The sequence below is a fragment of the Streptomyces sp. NPDC005574 genome (assembly GCF_040605435.1).
Classification (GTDB): domain Bacteria; phylum Actinomycetota; class Actinomycetes; order Streptomycetales; family Streptomycetaceae; genus Streptomyces.
Map to the genome: position 1 here is coordinate 70,478 of NZ_JBEXCW010000015.1, position 16,719 is coordinate 87,196.

General features: G+C 74.3%; 11 protein-coding genes. 7 read left to right on the forward strand and 4 right to left on the reverse strand.

Annotation, left to right across the window (positions count from 1 at the left end):
• Positions 1-37 precede the first annotated feature (37 nt).
• The 4 genes from ABZT03_RS13310 to ABZT03_RS13325 all read left to right on the forward strand — a co-directional run bounded on the left by ABZT03_RS13310 (position 38) and on the right by ABZT03_RS13325 (position 7,494).
• Positions 38-1,624, forward strand: coding sequence for an alkaline phosphatase D family protein (locus tag ABZT03_RS13310; RefSeq protein ID WP_356037821.1), 1,587 nt, complete (start codon positions 38-40; stop codon positions 1,622-1,624).
• A gap of 208 nt (positions 1,625-1,832) precedes the next feature.
• A complete protein-coding gene (locus tag ABZT03_RS13315) occupies positions 1,833-3,236 on the forward strand; it encodes an SWIM zinc finger family protein (RefSeq protein ID WP_356037824.1) in 1,404 nt (467 codons plus the stop codon).
• Complete coding sequence (locus tag ABZT03_RS13320) at positions 3,233-5,902, forward strand: DUF6493 family protein (protein ID WP_356037827.1); 2,670 nt, start codon at positions 3,233-3,235, stop codon at positions 5,900-5,902. The genes ABZT03_RS13315 and ABZT03_RS13320 overlap by 4 nt, the downstream gene beginning before the upstream one ends.
• Before the next feature lie 143 nt (positions 5,903-6,045).
• Positions 6,046-7,494: a GNAT family N-acetyltransferase gene (locus ABZT03_RS13325; RefSeq protein WP_356037830.1), complete on the forward strand. Its 1,449-nt coding sequence runs from the start codon at positions 6,046-6,048 to the stop codon at positions 7,492-7,494.
• A 105-nt stretch (positions 7,495-7,599) separates the two neighbouring features.
• On the opposite strand, the gene ABZT03_RS13330 is transcribed toward ABZT03_RS13325, so the two are convergent.
• Complete coding sequence (locus ABZT03_RS13330) at positions 7,600-8,817, reverse strand: PLP-dependent transferase (RefSeq protein ID WP_356037833.1); 1,218 nt, start codon at positions 8,815-8,817, stop codon at positions 7,600-7,602.
• A gap of 60 nt (positions 8,818-8,877) precedes the next feature.
• Between ABZT03_RS13330 and ABZT03_RS13335 the strand changes: the two genes are divergently transcribed.
• Both ABZT03_RS13335 and ABZT03_RS13340 read left to right on the forward strand, forming a co-directional pair.
• Complete coding sequence (locus ABZT03_RS13335; protein ID WP_356037837.1) at positions 8,878-9,384, forward strand: Lrp/AsnC family transcriptional regulator; 507 nt, start codon at positions 8,878-8,880, stop codon at positions 9,382-9,384.
• A 63-nt stretch (positions 9,385-9,447) separates the two neighbouring features.
• The gene (locus ABZT03_RS13340) at positions 9,448-11,139 is read left to right on the forward strand and encodes a DUF885 domain-containing protein (protein ID WP_356037840.1); all 1,692 of its coding nucleotides are present in this window, start codon (positions 9,448-9,450) and stop codon (positions 11,137-11,139) included.
• 201 nt (positions 11,140-11,340) lie between these two features.
• Here ABZT03_RS13340 and ABZT03_RS13345 read toward each other — a convergent pair whose 3' ends face one another.
• Positions 11,341-11,823, reverse strand: coding sequence for a rhodanese-like domain-containing protein (locus ABZT03_RS13345; RefSeq protein ID WP_356037843.1), 483 nt, complete (start codon positions 11,821-11,823; stop codon positions 11,341-11,343).
• 211 nt (positions 11,824-12,034) lie between these two features.
• Here ABZT03_RS13345 and ABZT03_RS13350 point away from each other — a divergent pair, with 211 nt between their 5' ends.
• The gene (locus ABZT03_RS13350) at positions 12,035-12,481 is read left to right on the forward strand and encodes an Lrp/AsnC family transcriptional regulator (protein WP_356037847.1); all 447 of its coding nucleotides are present in this window, start codon (positions 12,035-12,037) and stop codon (positions 12,479-12,481) included.
• Between the two features lie 2 nt (positions 12,482-12,483).
• On the opposite strand, the gene ABZT03_RS13355 is transcribed toward ABZT03_RS13350, so the two are convergent.
• Both ABZT03_RS13355 and ABZT03_RS13360 read right to left on the reverse strand, forming a co-directional pair.
• Entirely contained in the window at positions 12,484-15,477 is a 2,994-nt protein-coding gene (locus ABZT03_RS13355) for an SMC family ATPase (protein WP_356037850.1), read from the reverse strand.
• Complete coding sequence (locus tag ABZT03_RS13360; RefSeq protein ID WP_356037852.1) at positions 15,474-16,637, reverse strand: exonuclease SbcCD subunit D; 1,164 nt, start codon at positions 16,635-16,637, stop codon at positions 15,474-15,476. Before ABZT03_RS13360 ends, ABZT03_RS13355 begins: the two co-directional genes overlap by 4 nt.
• Positions 16,638-16,719: the final 82 nt, after the last annotated feature.

The window sequence follows — 16,719 nt, forward strand, 5'->3', positions numbered from 1 at the left end:
GGCACACCGGCCGGATCCCGTCCCTGGAGGCGCAGTCATGACCCACCGTCCGTTCCCCGGCCGCCGCAGCGTCCTGCGCGGCTCCCTCGCCGCGTCGGCGGCCCTGACCCTGCCCGCCGCAGCCGGCGCGGCACCCGCCTTCGCCCTGTCCGGGCGTCCCCGCGCGGGCTGGGGCGTGCAGAGCGGCGACGTGACCTCCGACTCCGGTCTGGTGTGGGTGCGTTCCGACCGGCCGGCCCGCATGGTGGTGGAGACAGCGGCCACCGAGTCGTTCCGCAACGCGCGCAGGTGGCACGGTCCGCTCCTCGGCGCGGGCACCGACTTCACCGGGACGACCCGGCTGCACGGCCTGCCGTCGGGCGAACAGATCCACTACCGCGTCCTGCTGGCCGACCCCGACGACCCGCGCCGCACCGGCGAGCCCGTCACGGGCACTTTCCGCACGGTGTCCGCGCGCAGGCGGGGCGGGGTGCGTTTCCTGTGGTCCGGCGACCTGGCCGGCCAGGGCTGGGGCATCAACCCCGACCTCGGCGGCTACCGGATCTACGACGCCATGGGCCGCCTCGACCCCGACTTCTTCCTGTGCAGCGGTGACAACATCTACGCCGACGGCCCCATCGCCGCCACCCAGGCCCTGCCGGACGGCAGCACCTGGCGCAACATCACCACGCCGGAGAAGGCGAAGGTGGCGGAGACCCTGGCGGAGTTCCGCGGCAACTTCCGCTACAACCTGCTCGACGACAACCTCCGCCGCTTCAATGCCCAGGTGCCGTCCGTCATCCAGTGGGACGACCACGAGGTGCGCAACAACTGGTACCCGGGCGAGGTCGTCGCGGACACCGACACCCGTTACACGGAGAAGAGCGTGGACGTGCTCGCGGGGCGGGCCCGCCGCGCGTTCAGCGAGTACTTCCCCGTCTCCACCCTGCGACCGGGCGCGCGGCAGGGCCGGGTCAACCGGGTGCTGCGCCAGGGGCCGCTGCTCGACGTGTTCGTGCTGGACATGCGGACCTACCGCAACGCCAACTCGCCCGACGACCAGAGCGTCGACCCGCAGGGCATCCTCGGCCGTGAACAGCTGGAATGGCTCAAGCGGGAGCTGTCACGCTCGCGCGCGGTGTGGAAGGTGATCGCCGCCGACATGCCGATCGGGCTGGTCGTGCCCGACACCACCGAGGGCCGGCCGAACATCGAGGCGGTGGCGCAGGGCGACCCGGGAGCGCCACTGGGACGTGAGCTGCAGATCGCCGAACTGCTGCGGTTCGTCAAGCACCGGCGGATCACCGGGACGGTCTGGCTGACGGCCGACGTGCACCACACCTCGGCGCAGCACTACCAGCCGTCGCGGGCCGCGTTCACCGACTTCGAGCCGTTCTGGGAGTTCGTCTCGGGTCCGCTCAACGCGGGCGCCTTCCCGGCCAGCGCCCTCGACGGGACCTTCGGTCCGGAGCGGGTGTTCGTGAAGGCTCCGGCCGCGTCGAACGTCTCGCCCGCCGGCGGCTACCAGTTCTTCGGCGAGGTCGACATCGACGGCGACAGCGGTGAGCTGACGGTACGGCTGCGCGAGCAGGACGGCACCGTGCTGTTCACGCAGGTGCTCCAGCCGGGCAGGGTCGGCCAGTAGCGGCCCCGGCTCCCGTACGCTCGATGGTGTGCCGCGCACCGGCGTCATCTCCCGGTGCGCGGTGACACTCGTGCGTCCATGTGCCGGACGGCCACGACCGCCTGACGGACGCGGCGCGAGCGAGTCCGGCCAGGCGCTCAACTTACCGTGGGACGGGGGCTTTCCGCAGGTCAGGGCGATTGTCAGTGGTCGCCTCTACGGTTTTTCCATGACGCGATCTTTGCAGGCCGTGGCCTATCGCCAACCCTCCGTGCTGGAGTCCGCCGCGGGTGGACAGCGCCTGGGGCTGGAGACCTCCCAGGGTGTGACGCCCGCGGGTGTCGAGGACCATCCCCGCTTCTTCACCGGCTTCCTGACTTCGCCTCAGGTGGCCGCGGCCGGCCTGCTGGCGGTGGCCGACGTCGCCGCGGCCCGGTACTACCAGCCGCAGCTGCGCGCCTCCCTCGACCCGGTCGTCACCGGCAACGGCGACCGGCTGCGCTTCGAGTCCTTTTCCGGCTGCGGCGGGGTGTACGCCCGCTTGGACGTGTTGGGGGCGGGCCTCGACGGCGCCGAGGTGGGCCACGGCACGACGAACGTCGACGTCAACAATCCGCTGCGCGATGCCCTTTCCCGGATCGGCACGGACGACCCGCTCCATCTGCGGGTGGGACCCGAGGAGTTGGCGGTCACCACGACGGACGGCCCGGTCGTGGAGAAGAAGGTGCCACTGCCGGACCGGTGGCTGCGGGGCTTCGCCGAGGCCCAGGTGGTCGCGGCCGGCTTCGACCTGCGGGCCGAGCTGCCCGCCGCCGAGGCCGTACGGTTCCTGCGCGCGCTGCCGCGCGGCGGGGCGCGCGGCGCCTCGGTGGGCCCGCGCTGGGTGGTGCCGGCGGGCCGTTCACTGCGACCGACGACCCGGCCGGTGCCCGGCGCGGTCTGCCTGCCGGGGCCGGACCGGTTGACCGCCCTGCAGCGGGTGCTTCGCCACGCGACGGCACTGCGGGTCTACGGCCCCGCGATCGGCTCGCAGAGTGCCGCGGCCGGCGCCTGGGAGGTGGTCCTGCCGGGGATGCGGCTCACTCTGACGCTGTCTCCCGACGCCTCCCGCGGGTTCTCCGGCGAGGGTGGCGTCCTCGACGCCCTCGCCACCGACGAGGCCGCCGCCGACGCGGAGCTGATCTCGGTGCTGCTCTCCTGGGAGCCCCGCATCGACACGGCCGACCTAGCCGGCGCCTCCGGTCTCACGCCGGAGCGGGTCAGGGCGGGACTGGTCCGCCTCGGCACCTCGGGCCGCGTCGGCTACGACACGGCGGAGGCGGCCTACTTCCACCGCGAACTCCCCTACGACGCGGACCGGGTGGAGCGTCACAACCCCCGGCTGCGCTCCGCCCGGGCCCTCGTGGCCGCCGGCGCGGTCGCCCTGGAAGGCACGCTCGCGACGGTGACGGCCGAGGACGGCCACGCGCACCGCGTGCGGGACGAGGCGGGAGTGCTCAGTTGCAGCTGTCTGTGGTGGGCGAAGTACCGGGGCGGGCGTGGACCGTGCAAGCACGCGCTGGCGGTACGCATGGCGCGGCGGGGTGCCGCACCGGAACAGGAGATGGCACGAATCGGCGGGGGTGCGCGATGAGTTCACTGATGGAAGCGGTCCGGGCCGGGCGGACGGCCGAGGTGGTGAGCCTGCTCGACGGCATGACGGACGGCGAACGGCGCTCGTACCTGCCCGAGCTGCGGGCCCTGCGCAAGGAACTGCGGGCCGACCAGTGGAACGCGGCCTCCCGGCGTGCCTACCCCGCCCTGCACGCGGCCGGCGCGGCCTGCCAGACCGGTGCGGCGGGTGTGGCGACCTGGCTCGCGGCGACCGACATGCGCTGGTCGCAGGCGTCACCGGCCCTGCTGATCCACCTCCTGGGCGACCGGCCCGCCGACTGGCTCGTCGACGTGACGCACCGGCTCGCGCAGCGCCCGGAGAGCGCCGGCGTGCGGTACGACCTGCTGGCGGGCCTGGTCCGCCTCTCCGGTGGCCCGGTGCCGACCACGCCGACGTACGTCCATGGCTGGGTGGACCACGTCGGCAGCGCGCGGGAGCTCGGCAACACCCTGCTCGACCGGCTGCGCAAGGACCCCCACCTGGCGACTCTCGTGGCCGCCGCCTTCGAGACGCCGGACATCGGCAGCCGCTGGTCGTGGACGTACGGCGAGGGACCGGACAGCTGGGCAGAGGCGCTCGCGCGGCTCACCGCCGAAGGCACGCTGGAGCGCCGGGCGACGGTGGACGCGTGCGTGGCGCGGCTGGTGCGGGGCGGGTCGGCCGCCGACCAGCGGTCGTTCCTGCGCCTGCTGCGGTCGCTGGCACTCACCCGCGAAGAGGAGCGGGAGCGGATCACCGACTGGCTGGCGCTGGCCGCGGACGCCATGCCGGTGGTGGCCTCGCACGCCCAGTCGGTGCTGGGCACCCTCGCCCTGGCCGGGGACCTGACCCCGCGCCGGCTGGCCGAGATGTCGGCGGCGGTGCTGTTCCGCACCGAGAAGAAGCTCGTGCGGGCCCAGCTCGTGCTGCTGGGCAGAGTGCTGGTCGCCGATCCGTCCGCGGCCCCGGAGTTGCTGCCCGCCGCCGCGCACGCCTTCGGCCATGAAGACTCCGACGTGCAGGAACGGGCGCTCAAGCTGGTGGAACGCCATGCGGGGAAGGTGGCCGACACAGCGGACGCCACCCAGGTGCGCGAGGAACTCGTCGTCGCGGCCGAGCAGTTGATCCCGGCGCTGCACACCCGGGCGTCCCGTGCCCTCGGCGCACCGGTGGCGTCGTGGACGCCGGAGTACGAGGAGACGCTGCCGCCGGTGCCGCAGCCGGTGCGGCTGGCTCCCGCTCCCGGGACGGCCGTCGAAGTCGCCGAGGAGGCCGGCGCGTTGCTGGCGTCGGGGGGTGGCGTCACGGAGTTCGAGCGGACCCTGGACGGGCTGGTCCGCCACGCGTACCAGGACCGGGGCGCCCTGCTGGAGGCGCTGGAGCCGGTCGTCTCGCGGCGCTGGTGGAACCCGTCGGGGCAGGAGCGGGTCCTGCCCTCGCAGCACTACTTCGGCAACCACGGGCACGGTTTCTCCGGAGCCGAGGACGGCGTCGACCTTCTCCTCGCGACGCTGAGCGGCGCGGTGTTCACCACCACGCTGGAGTCCTCGGTCCGGCAGGGGGCGCGGACGCACGAATGCGTCCACAGCGGACTGTCCCGGGCCTTCGACGCCCGCCTCTGGGATGTGGCGTACCGCATCCGGACCGACCCGCTGCCGTTCCTGCTGTCGACTCCCACCTGGAGCACCGGTCTGCTGGAACCGGGCGAACTGGTGGCCCGCCTGGACACCTACCGGCGGCTGGGCGCCCGGGTCTCGGCGGCCGACTTCGCTCAGGCGCTGCTGCGGGTGCGGCGCGGGGACCGTCCGGCGGCGGAGGCGGCCGCCGAGCGCGCCACCGCGCTCGGCACCGGGGAAGGGGCCCGGCTCGCGGCCTGGCTCGCCCAGGACCCTACCCTGCCCACCGACCGGCGGCGCACCTCGGGCGTCCGCGTCCTGTTGGAGCTCGGTGAACTACCCCAGCTGCGGGAGGACTTTCCCGCGGCGTTCCAGGGCCTCGGCCGTCCGGTGAGCGTGTTCCGGGAGCGCTGGTACTGCCATCACTGGAACCGGAGCATGCAGCAGCACTGGCCGGCCGTCCTTCCGGAGCTGCGCGAACTGGTCGCCGTGCGGTTGCTGCGGGACCTGTCCGCGCTGGCCGTGGACGACAGCCGCGGCGCCGCCGCCGTCCTGCCGCAGCTCGCCGAGGCCGGCGGTGAGGCGGGCGAGGCCGTGCACCTGGGCCTGGCGTACGGACTGGGGGCACGGCATCCGGAGGACCGCCTCGCCGCCGTCGACGCCCTGCTGGTCCTGGCCGCCCGGGGACAGCTGGACACGGCCCTCCTCGGCGCGGACCTCGGACAGCTGGTGCGGCGGGGGGCCGTCAAGCCGTCGCGCCTCGCCGAGTCGGCGCGGACCGCCGCGGCCACGGGGGCGAACGCGACCATCTGGGGGGTGCTCCGCCAGACGCTGCCCGTGCTGCTCGCCGACCTCGCGACCGAGGGCGCCGCCGCGCCGACGCGTGGGGTCGGGGACCTGGTGGGTGTGGCCGCGGAGTGCGCCGAACGTTCCGGGGCACGCGGGGACCTGCCTCATCTGGCGGGCGCGGCGGCCCGGCGCGGGTCCTCCCGGCTGGTGGCGCAGGCCCGCCGGCTGCGCGACACGCTGGGCGAGGAGCAGGCCGCGTGAGCGGCGCGCTCAGGACCGGTCGCCTACCGGTCGATTGACGTGCGTCAACTATCAAAAGATAAACAAAAGGTGCATAAGCACTCTTTACCGGTAGGTCACAGAGCGTTCGTGATCACGCAACACCGTTCCTTCACAGTGGCTGCATGACTCGAGACATGTCCGATGTGACCCGTGCCAGGCACGGGCGTCCCGTACACCACTGGCGGCGGGACGTGATCGAACTCGCCGCGCTGTTCACGGCGGTGGCGGTGGCCGACGCCGTGGCGAACCTCGTCGGGCACGGCCCCGACGGACCGGAACTGCTGCTGGTCTCGGCGGTCGTCCTGGTCGCCACGGCGGGATTCCACACCTGGTGGGCACGGCGCCACGGTCACGCGCCGCCGACGAGCGATACGCAGGCCCGGCCGCTGTCCGCGGGACAGCAGGCCGGGCAGCCCTCCCCGCAGGAGACGGCTCCGGACGCGGTGCCCGACGCGAGCGTGCTGTGGCGGATGCGGACGACGGTGAAGGACGCACCGGGGTCGCTGGCCACGCTGTGCACGGCGCTCGCCGGCCTGCGGGTCGACATCCTCAGCCTGCAGACGCATCCGCTGGGCGAGGGCACCGTGGACGAGTTCCTGCTGCGGGCCCCCGCCGCACTCGGCGGGGCCGAGCTCAGCCGCGCGGTCTCGCTGGCCGGCGGCGCCGACACCTGGATCGAGCGGGCCGACGCGCACGACCTGGTGGACGCGCCCACCCGGGTGCTCGGCCTCGCGACCCGCACCGCCCTGGACGCGGCGGAACTGCCGCTCACACTGCGGCAGTTGCTGGGCCGGTGCACCATCCGCTCGCTGCCCGCCGCGCCGGTGGGCGGCGGCCGACGACCCGCGGCCGTGCCGGTGGAAGGGGCCCTGGAGGGCACCGTGATGCGTCTGCGGGCGCCGGAGGGCGGAGTGATCACCGTGGAGCGGCCGTACCTGCCCTTCACGCCCACCGAGTTCGCCCGGGCGCGGGCGCTGGTCGAACTGGACGCCCGGCTGGGCCCCCGCGTCCCGGTCGGCCAGGACGTGCTGACCCTGCCCGAGGGCAGCGACATCACCGTGCGCCGGGCGGACCCGAGCGACCGCGAGGCCGCGAAGGCGATGCACGAGCGCTGCTCGGCGCGCACGCTCGGCATGCGCTACCACGGTCCGGTCGGTGACGCCGACCGCTATCTGAAGCACCTGCTCAGCCCCCGCTTCGGCCGGACGCTCGCCGTGCAGACGGCGTCCGGACGCATCGTCGGCCTCGGCCACCTGCTGTGGGACGGGGACGAGACGGAGGTCGCGCTGCTGGTCGAGGACGACTGGCAGCGGCGAGGCATCGGCGGCGAACTCCTGGGCCGGCTGGTGACGATGGCCCAGGAGGCCAACTGCGCGAGCGTGTACGCCGTGACACAGGCGTCCAACACCGGCATGGTCGCCGCCATGCGCGCCCTCGGCCTCCCCCTCGACTACCAGATCGAAGAGGGCACCCTGGTCATCACGGCCCGCCTCAGCACCGAGGCGACCACCTCGCTGCCGTCGTACGAACAGTCGCCGGGGCAGTACGGCGAGCGGATCGTGCGGGACTGAGCGGGCGGGCCCGCGGCGGGGTGGGGCGATGCGGCCGAGCCCCGCCGACGGGCGCTCCGCACAAGCCCCGCTTGCCCGCCGGTTCGCCTCCCGCCCGGCCCGCGCCTAGCGCGAGGCTCGTGCCACCGTCTGTTCGCTCACGCCTCGCGCGTCGGGGGTGCGGTCCGCGCCCAGCGCCGTGTCCAGGTCGGTCCACAGGTCCTCGACGTCCTCCAGGCCCACCGACAGTCGCAGCAGTCGGTCGTTGACGCCCGCGTCGCGGCGGTCGTGCGCGTCCACGATGCGGTGGCTGATGGACGCCGGGTGCTGGATCAGGGTGTCGACGCTGCCGAGGCTGACGGCGGGGGTGATCAGCCGGACGGCGCCGATGACCTCGTGCGGGTCCCCCGCGACCTCGAAGGCGATCATCGCGCCGCCGATGCGCGGGTAGTGGACCCGGGTGACGCGCGGGTCGGCGGCGAGCCTGCGGGCCAGTTCGGCGGCGTTCGCGGATGCCGCGCGGACCCGCACCGGGAGCGTGGCCAGACCCCGCAGCAGGAGGTAGCCGGCGAGCGGGTGCAGGACGCCGCCGGTGGCGAACCGGACCTGTCGCAGCCGCCCGGCGAACTCCTCGTCGCAGGCCACGACGCCCGCCATCACGTCCCCGTGGCCGCCGAGGTACTTGGTGGCGCTGTGCAGCACCAGGCGCGCGCCCTGCTCGGCGGGGCGTTGCAGCACCGGCGTGGCGAAGGTGTTGTCGGCGAGCAGCGGCACGGAACCGCAGGAGTGCGCGACGGCCCGCAGGTCGAGTTCGGCGAGCGTCGGGTTCGCCGGGGACTCCACGAGCACCAGACCGGTGTCCGGGCGCAGCGCGTCCGCGATGCCGGCCGGGTCCACCCACGTCACCTCGGTGCCGAGCAGCCCGGCGTTCAGCAGGTGGTCGCTGCACCCGTAGAGGGGACGCACGGCCACGACGTGCCGTAGTCCCATCGAGGCCCGCACGAGCAGTACGGCGGTCAGCGCGGCCATGCCGCTGGCGAAGGCGACCGCGGCACCGGTGCCCTCCAGCCGGGCCAGGGCGGTCTCGAAGCGGGCGACGGTCGGATTGCCCAGCCGGCCGTAGACGGGCGGACCCTCCGGTTCGGCGCCGGTGGCGGCGAAGGCGTCGATGCGTGCGGCCTCGCCCCGGCTGTCGTAGGACGGGTAGGTGGTGGAGAGGTCGATCGGCGGCGCGTGCAGGCCCTGCCGGGCGAGATCGTCCCGGCCGGCGTGCACGGCCTCGGTGGCCAGTGCTCTCGGTGCGGTGCGTGCGCGGGGGTGGCCGTCGAGGCCCGCTGAGTCCATGGCCGGAAGGGTGAACACTCGACGGGCTTTCGGGGACGTGTGCCGTGTAACGTTCGACCCATGGGCGATTCCGTCGAACTGGACCCGGTGGACCTCCACCTGCTGCGGCTGCTGCAGAACGACGCCCGGACCACCTACCGGGATCTGGCCGCGCGGGTCGGGGTCGCGCCGTCGACCTGTCTGGACCGGGTCACGCGACTGCGGCGGGCAGGGGTCATCCTCGGTCATCAGCTGCGACTGGATCCGGCCAAGTTGGGGCGCGGCCTGGAGGCGCTGCTGTCCGTGCAGGTCAGACCGCACCGGCGGGAGCTGGTGGGGCCGTTCGTGGACCGGATCCGCGCACTGCCCGAGTCCCGGACCGTGTTCCACCTGACCGGCCCGGACGACTACCTCGTCCATGTCGCGGTCGCTGACATGGCCGATCTCCAGCGGCTGGTGCTGGACGAGTTCACGTCACGTTCCGAAGTGGCCCGGGTGGAGACCCGGTTGATCTTCCAGCAGTGGGACTGCGGCCCCCTGCTGCCGCCCGGCCCGGCCGGGGCCACGCCCTCAGCGAAATCGAGCTGACCCGGGCCACGGCCCGCCGATACGGGGCTGACGCGGCCCCCGTCTCCGTATGAGGATGTCCGCATGTCAGAGACGAACAGCCCGCTGCCCCGCGAGGTCGCCGACACCTATGTCGACGAGCTCATCGCCCTCGACCCGTGCACCGGTACGTACCTCGGCGACCGGGGGAGTTCGAGCAGACTCCCCGACACCTCGCCCGCCGGCCAGGAGGCGCTGGCGGAGCTGGCACGGACCACGCTCGCGCGGCTCGGCGAGGCCGAGCGCAGGCCCGGCGCGGACAGTGACGTCGAGCGCCGGTGCGCCCGGCTGCTGCGCGAGCGGCTCACCGCGGAACTCGCCGTGCACGACGCCGACGAGGGGCTGCGGGCCGTCGGCAACATGAGCACGCCCGCGCACTCGGTGCGCGAGGTCTTCACGATCACGCCAACGGTGACGGACGAGGACTGGGCGGCGGTCGCACAGCGGCTGCGCGCGGTACCGGCCGCGCTGGGCGGTTACCGCGAAAGCCTCGCGCTCGGCCTGGAACGCAAGCTGTACGCGGGGCCGCGCCCCACCGCCACGTTCGTGGAGCAGCTCACGGAGTGGGCGGACACCGACGGCAACGGCCGTGGCTGGTTCGAGGAGTTCGCGTCGGGTGGCCCCGAGGCGCTGCGCACGGAACTCGACGAGGCCGCCGGCGCCGCGACCGCTGCCGTTCTCGAGCTGCGGGACTGGGTGCGTGACGTGTACGCCCCGACGATCGAGGGCGCGCCGAACACGGTGGGCCGTGAGCGCTACGCCCGTTGGTCGCGCTACTTCAACGGTACGGACCTCGACCTGGACGAGGCGTACGCCTACGGCTGGTCCGAGTACCACCGGCTGCTCGCCGAGATGCGGCTGGAGGCCGAGAAGATCCTGCCGGGCGCCGAGACGCCATGGGTGGCGCTCGCGCACCTGGACGAGCACGGCAGGCACATCGAGGGCGTCGACGAGGTCCGCGCCTGGCTGCAGGGCCTGATGGACCAGGCGATCGAGTCGCTCGACGGCACGCACTTCGAACTCGCCGAGCGGGTGCGGAAGGTGGAGTCGTGCATCGCGCCGGCCGGCAGCGCGGCCGCGCCGTACTACACGGCCCCGTCGGAGGACTTCTCGCGGCCTGGCCGCACCTGGCTGCCGACGATGGGCCAGACCCGTTTCCCGGTGTACGACCTGGTCTCGACCTGGTACCACGAGGGCGTCCCGGGCCACCACCTCCAGCTCGCCCAGTGGGCGCATGTCGCCGGAGACCTCTCCCGCTACCAGGCCACGGTCGGCGGGGTCAGCGCCAACGCCGAGGGCTGGGCGCTGTACGCGGAACGGCTCATGGACGAACTGGGCTTCCTCACCGACGCGGAGCAGCGCCTCGGCTACCTGGACGCGCAGATGATGCGGGCCGCCCGGGTCGTCGTGGACATCGGCATGCACCTGGAGCTGGAGATCCCGGCCGACTCCCCCTTCCACCCGGGCGAGCGCTGGACGCCCGAGCTGGCCCAGGAGTTCTTCGGCGCGCACAGCAGCCGTCCCGCGGACTTCGTGGAGAGCGAGCTGACGCGCTACCTGACGATCCCGGGCCAGGCGATCGGCTACAAGCTCGGCGAGCGGGCCTGGCTGCTGGGCCGTGAGAAGGCCCGCGCACGGCACGGCGCCGACTTCGACCTCAAGGCCTGGCACATGGCGGCCCTCTCCCAGGGCTCCCTCGGCCTGGACGACCTGGTCGACGAACTGTCGCTCCTCTGACACCTGCGACCGGAAGCCGACGCCCGCCGACACCCCGGCGGGCGTCGGCCGGGGTCCGGCCCAGGTCGTCGGATGTCCGGCGCGCGTCGCGGGGCGCGGACGTGAACAGGCGCCCAGTGCCCGGCGTCCGGCGTTCCACCAGCCATCGCCACCGGACCCCGTACCCCCGCCCCGCACGCCCCGCGCCGCCGAACCGGCGCGTCAGCAGCCGCAGTTGTCCGCCTCGACCGGTGCGGTCAGCGGGTCGGCCGTACGGTGTCCGGGGCCCTGCCAGGTCTCGTAGGGGAAGCCCTCGCGGGCCCAGTACTCGAAGCCGCCGAGCATCTCCTTGACCTGGTAGCCGAGTTCGGCGAGGGCGAGGGCGGCACGGGTGGCGCCGTTGCAGCCGGGGCCCCAGCAGTAGGTGACCACCGGCACGGCCCGGTCGAGGAGTTGTTCCGCCTGCTCGGGGATGAGCGCGGTCGGGAGGTGCACGGCGCCGGGGATGTGGCCCTGGTCCCAGGACGCGGTGGAGCGGGAGTCGAGGACGGCGAATCCGGGGTCGCCGCCGGCGGCCAGCGCGGCGGCCACGTCGGAGACGTCCGCGTGGAAGGCCAGACTGGCGCGGAAGTGACGGGCCGCCTCGGCGGGGGTCGCGGGGGCGGCCCGCAGTACAGGGTTGACGCGGGTCGTGGTGCCGCTCATGATTCCGGCCTCTCGGCTACGGTCCGGTCGGGGTCACGGCGGCTCCCGACTGAGGGCGGCGGGCCGCGGCCCGGTGACCGGACATCCACATCCCGAGACGTGCGTCCCGGGTTCGACGTACCGAAATCTACGGGCGCCGATCGCCGTCCAGAAGGAGCGTTCCCCGGCCTTCCGCTTGCCTCGCCGGGGAATCCCCTGCTATCCCTCGGGGATGACCGTGTATTCCCCGGACGCCACCGACTGGCGCATTCTGGACGTCCTCCAGCGCGAGGGCCGGGCCAGTTTCGCCGAGCTGGCCCGCGCCGTGTCCATGTCCGCGAGCGCGGTCACCGAACGGGTGCGCCGGCTGGAGGAGGCGGGCGTCATCCAGGGGTACGCGGCCGTCGTGGACCCCGACCGGCTGGGGCTGTCGATCCTGGCGTTCGTGCGCCTGCGCTATCCGCACGGCAACTACAAGCCGTTCCACGACCTGGTCGCCGTCACCCCGGAGATCCTGGAGGCGCACCACGTCACGGGCGACGACTGTTTCGTCGTCAAGGTCGCGGCCCGTTCGATGCGGCATCTGGAGGAGGTGTCGGGCCGGATCGGCGCGCTGGGGTCGGTGACCACGAGCGTCGTCTACTCCTCGCCCCTCCCCCGGCGCCCGCTGGGCCGGTGAGGTCAGCCGGTACCGCGCCGGCGGATCACCGACCCCGACCGGCCCTTCACGATCTCCAGCTGCGCGTGGACGCGGCGCCGCAGGTCGGCGACGTGGCTGACGATGCCGACGCTCCGGTCGCGTTCGCGCAGTGAGTCGAGGACGTCGAGGACCTCGTCGAGGGTCTGGTCGTCGAGGCTGCCGAAGCCCTCGTCGATGAAGAGCGTGTCCAGCCGGACTCCGCCCGCCTCGTCCGTGACGACGTCGGCGAGGCCGAGCGCGAGGGCGAGGGAGGCGAAGAAGGTCTCGCCGCCGGACAGGGTCGCCGTGTCGCGCTCCCGGCCGGTCCAGGCGTCCACGACGTGCAGTCCGAGACCGCTGCGGCCGCGGCCGGTCCGGTCGTCGGAGTGGACGAGCGTGTAGCGGCCGGACGACATGCGCTGGAGCCGGACGGTCGCGGCGGCGGCGACCTGTTCCAGGCGGGCCGCCAGCACGTACGACTCCAGGCGCATCCTGCGTTCGTTGTCCGCGGCGGTGCCCGCGGCGAGGGCGGCCAGGCGGGCCACCCGGTCGTACTCCACCCGCAGCGGCGCCAACTGCCGTACGGCGGTGGCGGACCGGGTGGAGAGCAGGTCCAGTTCGGTGCAGCGGCGGGCCGCCGCGTCGCGGGCGGAGGCCGCCTCGCGCAGCCGCCGGGCCGCGGCGTCCGCGGTCCGCTGCGCCGCTTCGGCGTCGGCGGGCGGTCGCTGGGCGGCGGCGGCGGTGTCGGGCTCGGCGAGGGCCGCGCGTACGGCGGCCTCCTCCGACTGCCGTGCGTCCAGGCGGCGTTGCAGTTCGCGGTGGGCCGCGTCGTCCAGCAGGGCGTCGGCCGCGGCCTGGGGGGTGTCGAAGCCGGCGCGGAACGCGGCGTCGGCGAGCCGGGCGTCGGCGTCCTTGAGCCGTTGGGCGGTGTCCTCGGCGGCGCGGGCGTTGTCGGCCGCGTCGGTGAGCAGGGCCGCCCGACGCTCCAGCTGCGTGGCCCGCGCGGCCACGCTGTCGGCGGCCCCCCGCGCCTGCGCCAACTCGTGCTGCAAGGTGGCGCGTTGACGGTCGAGCTGCTCGCGGTGCCCGACCCGGGCGGCCGCGCTGACGGCTGCCTGCTGGCGCAGCGCGCCGCGTCGTTCGTGTTCCTGGTCGGCCCGGCGCAGCTCCTCGGTGGCCGCGTGCAGCCCGGAGGCCAGCTCCCGGGCCCGCTCGTACTGCCGCTCCAGGGCGCCGACTTCCTCGGCGAGACGGTCGGTGGGCGTGTCACCGGCCTCGGCGGTGGCGGCGGCCAGCGCCTCCCGTACGACGCCGAGGCGGCGCTCGTCCTCGGTCCGCCGTTCGTCGGCGCGCTGGTAGGCGGTCAGGGCGTGTTCCTCGGCCTCACGGTCGACGTGTCCGGCGAACTTGCGGGCGGGGGCCGGGTGTTCGGTGGCTCCGCAGACGGCGCACGGCTCACCGTCGGTGAGGTTCGCGGCGAGTTCGGCGGCGATGCCGGTCAGCCGCTGTTCCTTCAGGTCGAGCCAGTGGGCGCGCGCCAGCTGGGCTTTCTCGACGGAGGCGAGGACCTGCCGCTGGGCGGCTTCGGTGTCGGCGGCGAACCGGTCGCGCTGCCGGGCCGCCGCGAGCCGCTTGTGGACCGGCTCGTGCTGGGCGGCGAGCCGCTCGGCGGCGGCCGCGGCCTCCTGGGCGGAGTCGACGCCGTCCCGCAGGACCGCGCGGGTGGCCTCCCATCCGGCGAGCCACGCGTCCGTCTCCTGCAGGACGTCCTCGTCGGCGCGTTCCTGCCGGTCGAGATCGGCGCGTTCCGCGTCGAGTCCGGCGAGCCGCTGCTCGGCGCGGCGGGCCGACTCCAGACCGCCCAGTTCCTCGGCGGTCCGGCGGGCCGCGGTCGCCAGACCGGCCGCGCCGGCGCCCGCGAAGGTGTCCGGCAGCAGGGCGCGGGCGCGCGTCTCGGCCGAGGCGGCCCTGCGGTGTTCGGCTTCGGCTGCCTCCCGCAGCTCCAGGGCGGGAGCGACCGCCTCGGCCTTACGGGCCCGTTCCATGCGTGCCTGCGCCAGGAGGTGGGCGTCGCGCTGCGCCGCCAGCCGCTCGGCCCGTTCCCGTCCCTCGGTGAACCTCCTTTGCAGGCGGGCGAGTTCGCGGGTGTCGGCGAGGGTCCGTTCGGCGGCGGCCTGCGCCGACTCGGCCGCTGTGAGCCGGCACTGCGCGACGGTCAGCTGTTCGCGGGCGGTGCTGCGGGCGACGGCGGCGGCGGCGAGGACGGTCTCGGCCAGCCCCGGTTCGCCGGGGGTCAGCTCCGGCAGGTCCATGGCGTCGCCGGCGGCCTGCTGCATGCGGTGCGCGTCGGCGAGCAGCGCGGCGTCGCCCTCGCGCACCTGGGTCTCGGTGGTCCGGCGGCGCTCGGCGAGGCGCTTCTCGGCCTCGGCGAAGCGGTGGGTGTCGAAGAGCCGCCCGAGCAGTCGGCCGCGGGCCTCGGCGTCGGCGCGCAGGAAGCGGGCGAAGTCGCCCTGCGGCAACAGGACGACCTGGCAGAACTGCTCGCGGCTCATGCCGAGCAGCTGGGTGATCTCCTCGCCGATCTCCTGGTGGGAACGGCTGAGGTCCTTCCAGGCGGCGGCCGTGGCGTCGTACTCGCGCAGCCAGCTCTGGGCCTTGTCGAGGGTGGTGCCCGAGCCGCGCTTCTTGGGGCGTTCCCAGGGCGGTTGCCGGGTGACCTCCAACCGGCGTCCCGCGACGGTGAGTTCGAGGCGGACCTCGGTGCGGGTGCCGGCCGCGGCGTGGTCACTGCGCAGGGTGAGACCCTGGCCGCTCTGCCGGGCGCCGGGGACCGAGCCGTACAGCGCGTAGCAGACGGCGTCCAGGACGGAGGTCTTGCCCGCGCCGGTCGGCCCGTGCAGCAGGAACAGTCCGGCGGCGGAGAGGTCGTCGAAGTCGACGCTCTGGGAACCGCCGAAGGGTCCGAACGCGGTGAGGTCCATCCGGTGCAGTCTCACGGTGTGACCTCCCGCACGGTCCGGTCCACGCGCACCGCGTCGAACGCGTCGCGCAGGACGTCCCGCTCGTCCTCGTCGGGTCCGGCGCCGCGGACGTGCGCCACGAAGTCCTCCGCGATCTGCTGGTCGCTGCGGCCGGCCAGCCGCCTTGCGTAGGACACGTCGGGGTCGTCGGGTGCCCGCTCCGGGTCGAAGACGAGGCTGAGCGTGTGCGGGAAGCGCCCGGTGAGCCGGGCCATGGGGTCGGCCGGGCGGACCGGGTCGGTGAGCGTGGCCTCGACCCACGCCTCCGTGTGCCGTTCGAGCTCCGGGTCGGCGAGCAGGTCCTCCAGCGTGCCGCGGACGCGGGCCAGCGCGCGCGGCACCGGGCAGTCGAGGCGCTCCGCGGTCAGGCTTCCGTCGGCGCCCAGGTCGACGAGCCAGACGCTCTTGCGGTGGTCGGCCTCCGAGAAGGAGTACGGCAGTGGGGAGCCGGAGTAGCGCACGCGCTCGGTGAGGGTCTGGCAGCCGTGCAGGTGCCCGAGCGCCACGTAGTCGACGCCGTCGAAGACCCCGGCGGGCACGGCGGCCACGCCGCCGACGGTGATGTCCCGCTCGCTGTCGCTGGCCTGGCCGCCGGTGACGAAGGCATGGGCGAGGACTACGGACCGGGTGCCGGGTGGGCGGCCGGCGAGGTCGGCGCGGACGCGGTCCATGGCGGCGGCCAGCACCGGCTCGTGGCCCGCCCTCTCCACCCCGAACCGGTCCTTGACCAGCGCGGGTTCGAGGTAGGGCAGACCGTAGAGGGCGACATCGCCGTGTGCGTCGGCCAGGACGACCGGCGTGCCGCAGGCGGCGGGCTCGGTCCGCAGGTGGATCCCGGCCCGGTCGATGAGGCCGGCGCCGACGCCGAGCCGGCGCGCCGAGTCGTGGTTCCCGGAGATCATCACGGTCGGCACTCCGAGGTCGGCGAGCCGGTGCAGGGCGTCGTCGAAGAGCTCGACCGCGGCGAGCGGTGGCACCGCGCGGTCGTAGATGTCCCCGGACACGACGACCGCGTCCACCTCGCGTTCGCGCACGGTCGTGACGAGGTGACCGATGAACGCGGCCTGCGCCCCGAGCATGTCGACCCGGTGGAAGGCCCGGCCGAGATGCCAGTCGGACGTGTGCAGCAACCTCAAGAAACCGCTCCGCCCCGCACGTTGACCCCTGTTGCCTGTCTCGAACCACCACGAGCCGGCTCGGACCCGCGGTCAGCACCCA